The sequence below is a fragment of the Pseudomonas paraversuta genome (assembly GCF_904063065.1).
GTDB lineage: Bacteria > Pseudomonadota > Gammaproteobacteria > Pseudomonadales > Pseudomonadaceae > Aquipseudomonas > Aquipseudomonas paraversuta.
On the sequence record NZ_CAJFCL010000003.1, the window covers coordinates 1 to 12556 of the forward strand.

Consider the following 12556-nt stretch of genomic DNA (forward strand, 5'->3'; position numbering starts at 1 on the left):
CGAGATCAACGTTCTGGTTGCAGGCCAGGGCATTGGTGCTGTGGCTGAAGCTGCTGCGCAAATCGCTGGTGTGGCTAAAGTGCTGGTGGCTGACAACGCGGCTTACGCCCATCAGTTGCCGGAAAACGTTGCTCCGCTGGTAGCCGAGCTGGGCAAGGGCTACAGCCACATCCTGGCTGCCGCTACTTCCAACGGTAAAAACATCCTGCCGCGTGTTGCTGCGCAGCTGGACGTTGACCAGATCTCCGAGATCATCTCGGTTGAAAGCGCTGACACCTTCACCCGTCCGATCTATGCCGGTAACGCCATTGCCACCGTGCAGTCCACTGCGCCAGTCAAGGTGATCACCGTGCGTGCCACCGGTTTCGACCCGGTTGCGGCCCAGGGTGGTTCGGCAGCCGTTGAAGCGGTTGCAGCAGTGCACGATGCAGGCATTTCCTCGTTCGTTGGTGAAGAGCTTGCCAAGTCGGATCGTCCGGAACTGACAGCTGCCAAAATCGTCGTTTCCGGCGGTCGTGGCATGCAGAACGGCGACAACTTCAAACTGCTGTACACCCTGGCTGACAAGCTGGGCGCTGCAGTGGGCGCTTCCCGCGCGGCAGTTGACGCAGGTTTCGTACCGAACGACATGCAGGTCGGCCAGACCGGCAAAATCGTTGCGCCACAGCTGTACATCGCGGTCGGTATCTCCGGCGCGATCCAGCATCTGGCCGGTATGAAAGACTCCAAAGTGATCGTTGCGATCAACAAGGACGAAGAAGCGCCGATCTTCCAGGTGGCCGATTACGGTCTGGTTGCGGACTTGTTCGAAGCAGTACCTGAGCTGGAGAAGCTGGTTTAATCCAGTTGCTTCACTTATAAAGAGCCCGGTCACGCGGGCTGCGGGGAAGGGCCAAGCACGCTGTGTTTACCTGTTCTTTGCAGTCCGTGTGATCGGGTTTTTTTATGCGTCAGAATTGAGTGCGTGGAGTGCAGGGTTATGGATGTGCGTCAGATCCGCAGGTTGTTGCTCGGGTTGGTATTGTTGCCCCTGCTGTCTGAGGCCGCGGGCAAGTGTGAACGCCTGATCGTGACCGGCAGCCCGGATGCGCCGCCTTATCTGTGGCGTGATCCTGGCAACCCGGCGCACTTGATCGGTGCCAGTGCCGACCTGATGGTGCAAGCGGGCCAGGAGCTGGGGATCAAGGTTGAAGTGCTGTATGGCGGCAAGCGTTCCCAGGCTCAGGACGAAGTCAAAACTGGGCGTATGGACATGCTGCTGGATGCGCCGCTGACAGTGGCCGGGCTCTCTTCACTCGACTACATCCACCCGCCACTGATGCGTAACGATTATTTGGTCTGGACCCGTAAAGATTCGGCGCTGGCCTACGAAACGCCGGCAGACCTGAGCGGACATGCAGGGGCCATTTCGGAAAAAGCCCGTACCACAGAGGCCTTTGATACATTTGCCCTGCACCAGTTAACCCTCAAGCCCGAGCCCGGACTGACGGCGGCTTTCCAGAAGCTGCTGCTCGGGCAGGTCGAGTATGTGCTGGCCGGTCGCTATGCCGGTATGGCTACGGCTCAAACCCTGGGCATTGCCGATGACGTGATGGCGCACCCACAGCCGATCGATCAGCCGGGACTGTTTTTGGCGATATCCCATGACTCTGCCTGCAATGACCCATGGTTGCGCGGACAGCTCGCCAAAAAGATGACAGAATTGCCCGCCTCCGGCCTGGCCGAGGCTGCACTGCAACGCAATCTGGAGCGGTGGAAAGCCCAGCTGCAACAACCGCTTAGCGCCCCAAAACAGTAGGAATTCTTAGTGACATTGCGACCTTTTTTCGTCGCCCTGGCCGTTACGGCTTTGGCGGGTTGTGCAGCCGATCCGGTGCCGAATGAACAATTGCGTCTGACCGAGCAAGCCCTTGAACAAGCCAGGGCAGTGGGGGTCAGCGCCGACGATACAGCTGAACTCAAACAGGCCGAAAGCAAGTTGGCTCAGGCCCGGGCAGACATGCTCGATGGGTCCTACAAAGATGCGCGCATGCAGGCAGAACAGGCCGAGCTTGATGCGCGATTGGCCGAAGCCCGCGTTCTGACGCAAAAAAGCCAGGAGCAGTTGAACGTGCTCAACACCCGTATCGCGCGTTTACGCAAGCAACTGGCGGAGGCCCAATGAGTCTCAAGTCCGCAGTTTTCAGTGGTGTGTTGTTGTCGGGTAGCATGGCTCTGGCCGGTTGCGCCGGGCATCACAACAGTGATCAGGCCCTGCAACAGGCCGCCAGCGATTTTCAGACAGTCAAAGAAGACAGCAACGTGCTGCGCATTGCACCCAAAGATGTGATTCGGGCCGGCGAGTCCCTGGCGCGGGCGGATCGTTTGTCTTCTTACTGGGGCAGTGGTGACGATGTGGAGCATTACGCCTACCTGAGCCAGCGTTACAGTGAAATCGCCCGCGAGCATACCCAGCAAGTACTCAACGAAGAGCGGGCTGCCAAGCTGGAACTGGAACGCCAGCGTCTGCAACTGGCACTGCGTGAGGCCAAGCTGTTGAGTGTCCAGCAGCAGGGGCAGTGGCTGGAAGAACAGATCATCAGCCTGGCCACGACTCAGACTGACCGGGGGTTGGTGATGACCCTGGGCGACGTGTTGTTCGATACCGGCGAAGCCGACCTGAAAAATTCGGCGAACCGTACAGTGCTCAAACTGGTGCAGTTTCTGCAACTGAACCCCAAGCGCGTCGTACGTATCGAGGGCTACACCGACAGCACGGGCGGCCGGGACGACAATCTCAAATTGTCCCTGGCACGGGCACAGGCGGTGGCGGATGTATTGATCGACCTGGGGATCGACGACAAACGTATCCAGGTGGAAGGCTACGGCGATCAGTATCCGGTGGACGTGAACGCCACCGAACGTGGTCGTGCACAAAATCGTCGGGTTGAAATCGTCTTCTCTGACGAAAAAGGTCAACTTGGCGCTGCCCGCTAATTCCCCGCATACCCGCTAGCCGTTGCCGCAGGCTGCGACGGCCTGCGTGGCAGCCCTGATCCTGAGGGGCCTGCGGGCCCTGTCGCAGTCCACTGCAGTGGCGAGCAATGCGCTCGCACCTCCTTTCCCTTCGTCAACCTGTACCCATACAGTTAAGCCTTTAGCCCACTGTACTGCTGAGGTGGGTGACAACTGTGCCCGTACACTTCTAAACTGTTTCGGTTATTGCTCTCAAGAACATGCTCTTCATAAAAATAATGCCTGAACATCGAGTGCTGCGACATGACCAACCTTTTGCTCTATCAACGTATCGCTCAGCAGTTGGCTGAAGATATTCGGCGCGGCGTGTATCAGCCGGGCGAACGAGTACCTTCGGTGCGCAAGATGAGTTCGCAGCTCAATGTCAGTCACGCGACGGTGTTGCAGGCTTATGCCAACCTTGAAGATCAGGGCTTGATCAGGGCGCGTCCGCAATCCGGCTATTACGTACACCAGACTCCCGCCTTGACGGCGCCTACCCCCGATATAGCCCGGGTCGAACGTCCGGGGCTGGTGACGCGCAGCAGCATCATTCAGCAAGTGCTGGTCGAATCACGTCGCGAAGGGGTGTTTCCACTGGGGGCCGCGGTACCGAGTGTCGACTACTTGCCGGTGCGGGCATTGCATCAGCAACTGGCCAAGGTCACGCGTTTCCACAGCCCTCGGGCGTTCAGCTACATGTTCAGTCCGGGCTTTGAGCCGCTGCGCCGCCAGGTCGCGATCCGCATGCGCGACGCCGGGGTAGTGGTTGACCCCTCGGAGGTGATCATCACCCACGGTTGTGTCGATGCCCTGCAAATGTCGCTGCGCACGCTGACCCGCCCGGGGGACCTGATTGCGGCCGAGTCACCGACCTATTACGGCTTGCTGCAGCTTGCCGATCTTTTGGGTCTGAAGGTCATCGAAATACCCAGCGATCCGGCCACCGGCATGAGCCTCGAAGCTCTGCAGCTGGCGGCCAATCAATGGTCGATCAAGGCTCTGGTCCTGACCACGCGCCTGAGCAATCCGCTGGGTGGCACCATGCCCGAAGAGCGGCAGAAGCAGTTGCTGCGCCTGGCCTCGGATTTTGATATTCAGATTGTTGAAGATGATATTTATGGCGAACTGATGTTTGAAGTCGGTCGCACCAAAGCCTTGAAGGCCTACGACCGTCTGGATCGGGTGATTTACTGCTCCAGTTTCTCTAAAACCCTGTCGCCGGGTGTGAGAATCGGCTGGATGATCGCCGGCAAATATCAACAGGAAATCCAGCGCCTGCAAACCTTCACCACTCATTCGGCGTGCAGTGTCACGCAGATGGGGGTAGCGGCCTATCTTGAAAACGGCGGCTACGATCGCCATTTGCGGTTTATCCGCCAGGAATACCGTAAGAACCTCAGCGCGTTCCAGCTGGCCGTTCAGCAGCACTTTCCGGAAGGAACACAAATGTCGCGCCCCAGTGGCGGCTTCATTTTGTGGGTCAGCTTGCCGGGCCGGGTCAATACCCAGGAGCTGCATGTCCGGGCGTTGCAACAGGGCATCAGTATTGCCCCGGGGCTGATATTCAGTAATACCGAGCAGTTCAATCACTGTATACGTCTGAACTGCGCCATACCCTGGAACCGCGAGGCCGAGCGGGCGCTGATGACCCTGGGCATGCTTGCCAGCCAGCTTTGCCTGGAAACGGCAAGCCTCTACTGAGGAGCTGAGCGACGGCGGATACAACCATTGGGATACTTTGGACTTGTCACTCTGGTGCTAAAGCGCCAGCATATGCGCCTAAACCGTTAAAGCTGTGGAGTTATGAAAGCGACATTCTGTGTGGGGCTTATATTGATGGGTGTGCTGACGGCGTTCAATGCTGGCGCTGCTACAGCCGTTCAGTCGCAGCCAGAAACAGTCACTGCCAAGTCGCACACTGCCAGTTCCAGGGAAAAACCTGTGGCTGCCAGGCAAGCTCCGGCAAAGAAACGCGCGCCCATCGCGAGCAAATCCAGCTCTGCCCACGAGATTGCGAAAAAGCCTCTGCCCTCTGCCAAACTTGACTTGAGCTTGCCTCCCGAGATGGTCCGCCAGCTGCGGCCTCTGGGTACCATTGCAATGCCTGCGCACAAGCCGCTGCTGCCGAACATGTTTGGCGAAAAGCCGGAACAGGAAAGCCCTTTTCAATTGAACGGGCGCTTGCTCAGCAATGAAATGGGTCTGCAATTGCGCAACGAAGCGCGGCAGAGCGAGATTGAGGGCGCGGCGCTGGATTTTGAATTCAAACAATAAGTGCCTGCAGCTCAACCTTCCATTCCATTGCGGCCGGCTTGCAAACTGACTGCCCGGTCACAGCCATTTCTGCTGAACGGTCAATTTCAAACGCCCGTTCCAGCGAGTAATATCCCTTGTCATCAACACACTTTGCCCCGAATCAGGAGCTACTGTCATGAACTGCCGTGAAGGCTGTGGCGCTTGCTGCATCGCCCCCTCCATCAGTACTCCGCTGCCCGGCATGCCCCATGGCAAACCTGCGGGGGAACGCTGTCTGCATCTTTCTGTCGACTACTTGTGCGGTTTGTTCGGCCAGCCCGAACGTCCGGCCGTATGTGGCGCTTTTCAGGCCGACATCGAGGTGTGTGGCAGCAATCGAGAAGAAGCGATCAAGCTGATCGGTTGGTGGGAGCGCATGACAGCGGCTTAGTGTGTTTTTGTTCAGTGAACAGACCTTCAACAATAAGGAATAAGACAATGGGTTCGTTGCATAGAGTGGCATTGGCATGCGGTTTGACTGTTTTGCTGGCGGGCGTGGCCCAGGCAGAAGACTGGAAGGTGGCGAAAAATGAAGACGGGATCAAGGTCTCGCTGAGTGAAGTTCCCGGGTCTCAATACAAGGCCTACCAAGGGGTAACCACCATCAAAGCGCCACTTGCCAAAATCAGTGCTTTGCAAGAAGACGTGGCCAGTGCCTGTGCCTGGATTCACGAGTGTAAAACGCAAAAGCTGCTCAAGCATGAGGGCGATCAGAGCTGGACCTATACCCAGTTCAATACCCCCTGGCCCGTGACCCCCCGTGACTCGGTACTGCTGGTGACCACGAATGTGGCAGCGGATGGCACCTTGACCCGCACCCTGAAGGGCTTGCCGAAGTACATTCCTGAAGAAAAGGGCTTTGTTCGGGTCGCTCAGGTCGACGGTTTCTGGAAATTGGTACCCAAAGGCGACAATCTGACAGAAGTCACCTATCAGGTGCACACCGAGCCGGGCGGCAGCGTGCCTTCATGGCTGGCCAACAAGTTTGTGGTCGATGCCCCGTTCAATACCCTCAAGGCGCTGCGTGAGCGTGCAGAGAAGTAATCAGCACTCTGATATCTGTTTGGCCCGGCATCTGGACAGCGCATCTGTCCAGCTACCGGGCCAGGTCACGCAAGTCTTTGGCAGACAAAAAAAATCTCCGATTTCACGGCTTCCCTCTTGGCAGTCATTGCGCGCTGGGGCTACTCTGCATCCAGACCAGCGAAGTAATCGACTGGCTCTGATCTTGTTCGCTACATGCTTAACACTCTCTGTCATGGCCAACCTGTTGCCGGTCAGGGAGCGCTGAATGTCTATCCATTGCGAGGAGGACGTTTCATGAGCACAGCCCATCAAGAAGACCTCAGCAGCTATGTGCTGCGCCGCATGAAAGAAGGCGGTTTTGATTTTTCCCGCATCCATCCCATCGAGTTCTACGCCATTTTCCCGGACGAGGAGCGGGCGCGCAGAGCGGCAGGCAAATTTTGTGGTGAATCCCTGAATGCCCAGATCAACGTGCGGGATGACGGTGCCTGGCATCTGGAATTGAGCAAAGTGATGTACGCCACCTATGGTGGCATTGGTGATTTTGAGCAGGATTTCGAAGCAGTGGTTGTCCCCCTGGGCGGGATCATTGAAGGCTGGGGCGTCAAGCAGGAGGTGCGTGGCCTGCTCAATTGAATCAAGTTGAAAGAGTCAACGGCTGGCCTCAGGGCCGGCCGTTCTGGTTTTTGCAGACTGCATATTCCCGGTCAGGCCTGGCCATTCACCTTGCGCGTAGCCATATGCTGCAAATAGCGGATCAACATGTCCAGCTCACTGTCGGGTAACACGCTGGCCGAAAAGCCTTGCATGCGTGCCTGTGGCCAGTGCCGCAGGCTTTGCGGGTCGCGGATGTAGCGCTTGAGAAAGTCTGCTGCGAAGTACTCGGTGGGGTTGTACGGAATGTTCAGGTCGGGGCCGAATTGGGCATCGCCCGCACCATTTAGACGATGGCACGCCAGGCAGTTTTTTTGAAACAGTGCAAACCCCTGATTGATCGGAGAATCCGTGGGCAGTGCCGGGTCTGGCAGCAGGGCCGCAAAGCGTTCGGCAACCGGCGGTTGGCGTTTGAAACTGGCCACTTGAAAAGGCCATTGTTCGGGGCTGATATGGCTGGCCTGAGGGTCGGTCCATACCAGATAGAACGGTCCCGCACTCGGTTTGTCCTTACCCAGCGGTGGCCAGGGCTGAGCCGGATCTTCAATTGCCAGCCAGGCTCTGGCGCCGCTGCGGCTTAGCAGCGGTCCGGCGGCCAGCTCCGCAGCAAACCCGTCCAGAGCGATCGCTTGCAGGTGGTCGTCAGGCTTGATGCCCTGGAGCAGGGTGGCCAGGGGAATAGCGCGGTAGGTCATGTTGCGTCTGTATGCAACATCATCAGTGATAAGCAGGGTTTGCGTCGCCGGATGCTGCAACAGCTCGGCGGTTTGCCAGCTGCGGCTGGCGTTGCCCAGGTCGAGTGTGAGTTGGGCCGCGCCAGCCGGCAGGCTGAGTAAGTAAACCAGGAAGAGAGTCAGTAATTTCAATGGGGATGCTGTTCTGTTGTGATCGATGGCCTGGGTGCCACTGGCCCGAACTGAAGGCGATACCTTAGCCGATTACCCTGGTGAGATTGGGTAAAATCAAGAGTAAGGTCGTGGCAAAGAGAATAAGTCCGGCCTGACGTACTTTCGTATATTTAAACATGGCGGTCTGCCTTTTTTTGTTATTCCTGAGCGGCAATGTTGAAAGACCACGGCGCAAGTGCTGAACAAGGCGCCGTATCCCTCGACTGAGTTAACCTTAGAGTCCACATAACATATGGCTTAGAACCCTTTCACATCATCCAAGTGCATTAGGTTTCTAAAACGCTATTAAGCTTGCCGTACCCTCTCTGTCAGCCCATGGCTAGACGCAATGGCCCCTTGAGGCCCACTAATTATTAGTGCCCTACCGTTCGTCAGGGAGGTTGTCGGTGGCCCTATCGCTGCGCAGATTCGGCTCCGGTTTGCAGGGCGGCAGCTTTCCGGTAGTTAGCCCGCGTTCAGGGCTTGCCTTGAAATACCCTTTCAAGGCAGGCTCTATCGAGTTGCCATCACCTCTATTGCCTTTATCGTGCCAGGTACTTTTATGTCGCTACGCATCTGCATTCTGGAAACCGACATTCTGCGTCCAGAGTTTGTTGATCAATATCAAGGCTATGGGCAGATGTTCAAACACCTGTTCTCGCAACAGCCCATTGCTGCGCAATTCAGTATTTTTAACGTGATGAATGGCCAATATCCGTCTGACGATCAAAGCTTTGATGCCTATCTGGTTACCGGCAGCAAGGCGGATTCATTCGGCACCGATCCCTGGATCCAGACACTGAAAAGCTATTTGCTGAGCCGTTATGAGCGTGGCGATAAATTGCTCGGCGTCTGTTTCGGTCACCAGCTGTTGGCGTTGCTGCTGGGCGGCAAGAGCGAGCGGGCCACCCAGGGCTGGGGAGTTGGCACCCATCAGTACAAGCTGGCGGCCAAAGCACCGTGGATGAGCCCGGTTGTCGAAGACCTCACATTGCTGATCAGCCATCAGGATCAGGTCACGGCCTTGCCGGAGAACGCCACGGTAATCGCCTCCAGCGATTTTTGCCCGTTTGCCGCCTATCACATCAACGATCAGGTGTTGTGCTTCCAGGGGCATCCCGAGTTCATACATGACTACTCGCGGGCATTGCTCAACTTGCGCCAGGAGAGCCTGGGCGAGCAGATCTACAGCAGCGGAATCAGCAGCCTGGAACAAGAGCATCATGGGCGAACGGTTGCCGAGTGGATGATGCGATTTGTTTCGCACAACTCTCAGACCCAGGTGTGAAGACTTGCAGGGGCGAGCCTCTCTCGCTCCTGCAGTTCAGCTCGTCTTACAGCCAGCCAGAACGCTTGAAGCTCGTCCACAGCCCTGCAACGCCCAGGGTGATAAACCCCAACACGCCGAAATAACCGTAGTGCCAGCTCAGCTCCGGCATGTTCTGGAAGTTCATCCCGTAGATACCTGCCACTGCTGTCGGGAAGGCCAGAATGGCTGCCCAGGCGGCAAATTTGCGCTGCACGATACTTTGCCGTGAAGACTCCAGCAGTACGACAATTTCAATGGTTTGTGTGGCGATGTCGTGCAGGGTGGTCAGGTCTTCCATTTGCCGGGTAACGTGGATCTGCACATCGCGAAAGTACGGACGCATGTTCTTGTCGATAAACGGAAAGGTCAGGCGCTGTAACTCTTCACTGATTTCGACCATGGGCGCCACATAGCGGCGTAAGCGCAGAACATCGCGGCGCAGTGCATGCAAATGCAGGATATCGGCTTCGTTGAGTGCATTGCCCAGGATGTTGCGTTCGAGCTGATCGATTTCAGCGTGAATGGCTTCACTGACGGGCTGATAGCTTTCAGTAACGAAATCGAGCAGGGCATACAACACAAAATCTTCGCCATGATCCAGCAGCAGCGGGCGGGCCTCACAGCGCTGGCGTACCGCCCGATAAGACGCGGAGTGACCATTGCGGCAGGTAATGATGTAGCCATTGCCGGCAAAGATATGGGTTTCGACGAAGTCCAGTTTGCCTTCATGGCGAATCGGCGAGTAGATGACGATGAACAGCGCATCGCCAAAGGTCTCTAGCTTGGGCCGACTGTGTTGTTCCAGGGCGTCTTCAATGGCCAGTTCATGCAGATGAAACTGGCGCTGCAAGTTACTCAGCTCTTGCGCGTCCGGTTGCTCAAGGCCGATCCAGACGAAGTGACCGGGCTTTTCAGCCCAGCCGCTGCCTTCGTCCAGAGTGATGTCGGTGACTTTTTTGCCTGCGCTGTAAACCGCGGCAGCAACAACTCTCCCCATAGTTCTTATCGCTTCTTCTTCAAAGGGTTATGGCACGAAAATGCAGCTTAGCGTGCAATGCCCTGCTTTGAGGCCAGAAACGTTCAGAGGTTCGGGTTGGATGCCGGTGTTTTACCCCCGGCCATGGGTGGCAGGCGGTGGTTTTGCTGTGCCAGCAGTTCACGGTCCATCGCCTCAATGCACTCGCGCATTTGTTCGCGGCACTGTTCCATCAGGGCCGGCATGTCTTCCAGGGTCAGCCCGGCAGTTGGAATCGGGGGCAATGAACGGATCTCAATATCGGCACTGTGCCAGCGATTGAGCTTCAAGTGCTGGCTATAAGTGCTGACGCACACCGGCACAATTGGCACGCCGGCACTGATCGCCATCTGGAACGCGCCTTTTTTGAAGGGCAGCAGGGCTTTGCCGAAGTTGCGCGTACCCTCTGCAAAGACCCAGATCGAAGTGTCTTTTTCTTGCAGGGTGCGGGTGGTGGTGAGCATGGACTGACGGGCTTTTTGTGCATTGCCCCGATCAATCAATACATTGCCCGCCAGCCAGAACAACTGGCCGAACAGAGGCACCCATTTCAGATTTTTTTTACCGATGCACACAGTACGCTTCGGCACCACATTGCCGAACACGAACAAGTCATAGTTGGACTGGTGGTTGGCCACTATCACGCAGCTCTGGGGCTTGTCCATCAATGGACCAACCTCGGCCTTGAGCCTGTAGCCCAGGATCCATTTCGAAGGCCACGCATAAAGACGCGCGCACAACCGACTGTTGTCCGGGTTGAACGGGCGACAGATTCCGAGCAATACACCGAGCACGCCAGCGATCATAAAATGCAGGCTCATCAACAACATACGTATCGAAAGTAGCATTTACAGGCTCGCTAAAACAAAATTTGGCGCAGTGTACGGATGTGCACTGTATTCGGCAATTACCCCGATACACCTGGGAGATTGCTGATGTTTAAGTATTTGTTTCAGCGAGAGGGCTCAAGCGCGAGCCAGAGGTGTTGACGGGTTTTAGCGGGGGGAAGCCATCCCGACTGCTGGCTGCAATCGGGACCGGATTACCGGGGCAGGGTCAGAGGGGGTGAAGCTGATCTTCCTCGATCGCCTTGTCCAGAGTCTCAAGCAGTTCTTTGCGCACTTTGAGCTTGGTGTTCTTGTGCGCCTTCATGTTGATCTTCTTCAGCTGGCGCGCCATTTCCAGGGCGGCGGTCCTCAGTTCTTCGGGCTTGACCACCTGATCGAGGAAGCCTGCGTCTACCGCACTGTGGGGATTGAACATCTCACCGTTGATCACCGAACGATGGAATGCCGATTTGCGCAACCGGTCGCGTGCCAGTTCAATGCCGGCGTGGTGCATAGTCATGCCGATTTGCACTTCATTCAGGCCAATGCTGAACGGGCCTTCGACGCCGATCCGGTAATCAACCGACAACAACACAAATGCGCCTTTGGCCACCGCATGGCCCGGGCAGGCAGCAATGACCGGGAAGGGATGCGCCAGTAAGCGGCGAGCCAGGGTCGAGCCCTGTCTAACCAGCTCAATCGCCTGCTCGGGGCTGGCGGTCATGACCTTCAAGTCATAGCCGGCCGACAGAATGCCCGGCTGCCCGGTAATAATCACCACTGCGCGATCCAGCTCGGCCTGATCCAGTGCCGCATTGAACGCAGTGATCACGTCCGGGGAAATAGCATTCACCTTGCCATTGCTCAAGGTCAGGGTGGCGATACCGTCTTCCAGGTGATACGAGATCAAGTCACTCATGGCGCAATTCCTTGTATAGAAGTTGGCAGACGTTACCCAGCCCCAAGGCGCAGGTAAAGCCTTGTGACTGACTGGTGAGTCAGGCAAATGGTGTGCGCCTTCTATATAGAGGGCGGCGCGCCTGTCGAACAGCCGTGGCCTGGCAAAGCTCCGGGGCCGGAATTTGCCAGATGCAACCGGTCTGCCCGGACCTGAAAAACAGCGAATCCCGTAAGCGCATGAAAATTCTGAAAAAAACATTTGTCATATCGAAAGCTTTCGACTACATTAGCGCGCCTCGACAGACAGAACTTGTTTGAAGAGATACGGTGAAGTGTCCGAGTGGCTTAAGGAGCACGCCTGGAAAGTGTGTATACAAGAAATTGTATCGAGAGTTCGAATCTCTCCTTCACCGCCACATTAAGTAAACACAAACCCCTGATTTTCCTAGAGAAAGTCGGGGGTTTGTGGTTTCTGGCGTCTGCAAAAAGGCGATATGGAAACGAGATGGAAAGGGTAGGGGATTTTCTGTTTTTTGCGGCTGCGTGAGCACCGCCACCGGCAAGGGGGTCTACAAAGCCCGGGATATGGCCCGGGCCGAGGTCTAGGGTAGAGGGGTAGTCCAAAAAACTTGACGCCGTGTCCGGA

At 56.6% G+C, this 12556-nt stretch carries 14 protein-coding genes and 1 tRNA gene; 11 read left to right on the plus strand and 4 right to left on the minus strand.

What is annotated here, in order from left to right; translation table 11 throughout:
• From JQ845_RS06095 to JQ845_RS06135, 9 genes are all read left to right on the plus strand, one after another.
• Window positions 1–841, plus strand: an 841-nt coding sequence (locus JQ845_RS06095) for an electron transfer flavoprotein subunit alpha/FixB family protein (RefSeq protein ID WP_203008767.1), incomplete at its 5' end; no start/stop codon positions are given.
• Window positions 842–979: 138 nt separating this feature from the next.
• Complete coding sequence (locus JQ845_RS06100) at window positions 980–1798, plus strand: substrate-binding periplasmic protein (protein ID WP_003446496.1); 819 nt, start codon at window positions 980–982, stop codon at window positions 1796–1798.
• Window positions 1799–1807: 9 nt separating this feature from the next.
• Window positions 1808–2164 (plus strand): DUF4398 domain-containing protein, encoded by a 357-nt coding sequence (locus JQ845_RS06105; RefSeq protein WP_003446498.1) that lies wholly within the window; start codon window positions 1808–1810, stop codon window positions 2162–2164.
• A complete protein-coding gene (locus JQ845_RS06110; protein WP_003446500.1) occupies window positions 2161–2976 on the plus strand; it encodes an OmpA family protein in 816 nt (271 codons plus the stop codon). Before JQ845_RS06105 ends, JQ845_RS06110 begins: the two co-directional genes overlap by 4 nt.
• Window positions 2977–3258: 282 nt before the next feature.
• Window positions 3259–4698 carry an aminotransferase-like domain-containing protein gene (locus tag JQ845_RS06115; RefSeq protein ID WP_003446502.1) on the plus strand — a complete coding sequence of 480 codons (1440 nt, stop codon included), beginning with the start codon at window positions 3259–3261 and terminating at the stop codon, window positions 4696–4698.
• A gap of 102 nt (window positions 4699–4800) precedes the next feature.
• Window positions 4801–5271 (plus strand): translation initiation factor 2, encoded by a 471-nt coding sequence (locus JQ845_RS06120; RefSeq protein ID WP_272481838.1) that lies wholly within the window; start codon window positions 4801–4803, stop codon window positions 5269–5271.
• 157 nt (window positions 5272–5428) lie between these two features.
• A complete protein-coding gene (locus JQ845_RS06125; protein WP_003446506.1) occupies window positions 5429–5683 on the plus strand; it encodes a YkgJ family cysteine cluster protein in 255 nt (84 codons plus the stop codon).
• A gap of 47 nt (window positions 5684–5730) precedes the next feature.
• Window positions 5731–6336, plus strand: a complete 606-nt coding sequence (locus JQ845_RS06130) for an START domain-containing protein (protein WP_003446508.1) — start codon at window positions 5731–5733, stop codon at window positions 6334–6336.
• A gap of 276 nt (window positions 6337–6612) precedes the next feature.
• A complete protein-coding gene (locus tag JQ845_RS06135) occupies window positions 6613–6954 on the plus strand; it encodes a ribonuclease E inhibitor RraB (protein WP_003446510.1) in 342 nt (113 codons plus the stop codon).
• A 71-nt stretch (window positions 6955–7025) separates the two neighbouring features.
• On the opposite strand, the gene JQ845_RS06140 is transcribed toward JQ845_RS06135, so the two are convergent.
• Entirely contained in the window at window positions 7026–7838 is an 813-nt protein-coding gene (locus tag JQ845_RS06140) for a c-type cytochrome (RefSeq protein WP_203008768.1), read from the minus strand.
• Between the two features lie 583 nt (window positions 7839–8421).
• Here JQ845_RS06140 and JQ845_RS06145 point away from each other — a divergent pair.
• Window positions 8422–9147: an amidotransferase gene (locus JQ845_RS06145; RefSeq protein WP_003446514.1), complete on the plus strand. Its 726-nt coding sequence runs from the start codon at window positions 8422–8424 to the stop codon at window positions 9145–9147.
• 46 nt (window positions 9148–9193) lie between these two features.
• On the opposite strand, the gene JQ845_RS06150 is transcribed toward JQ845_RS06145, so the two are convergent.
• The 3 genes from JQ845_RS06150 to JQ845_RS06160 all read right to left on the minus strand — a co-directional run bounded on the left by JQ845_RS06150 (window position 9194) and on the right by JQ845_RS06160 (window position 11929).
• The gene (locus JQ845_RS06150) at window positions 9194–10165 is read right to left on the minus strand and encodes a magnesium and cobalt transport protein CorA (protein ID WP_003446522.1); all 972 of its coding nucleotides are present in this window, start codon (window positions 10163–10165) and stop codon (window positions 9194–9196) included.
• Between the two features lie 83 nt (window positions 10166–10248).
• Window positions 10249–11031 (minus strand): lysophospholipid acyltransferase family protein, encoded by a 783-nt coding sequence (locus JQ845_RS06155; RefSeq protein ID WP_003446523.1) that lies wholly within the window; start codon window positions 11029–11031, stop codon window positions 10249–10251.
• A gap of 208 nt (window positions 11032–11239) precedes the next feature.
• The gene (locus JQ845_RS06160) at window positions 11240–11929 is read right to left on the minus strand and encodes a crotonase/enoyl-CoA hydratase family protein (RefSeq protein WP_127195772.1); all 690 of its coding nucleotides are present in this window, start codon (window positions 11927–11929) and stop codon (window positions 11240–11242) included.
• A 307-nt stretch (window positions 11930–12236) separates the two neighbouring features.
• Between JQ845_RS06160 and JQ845_RS06165 the strand changes: the two genes are divergently transcribed.
• Window positions 12237–12326: transfer RNA gene (locus tag JQ845_RS06165), tRNA-Ser, on the plus strand.
• Window positions 12327–12556: the final 230 nt, after the last annotated feature.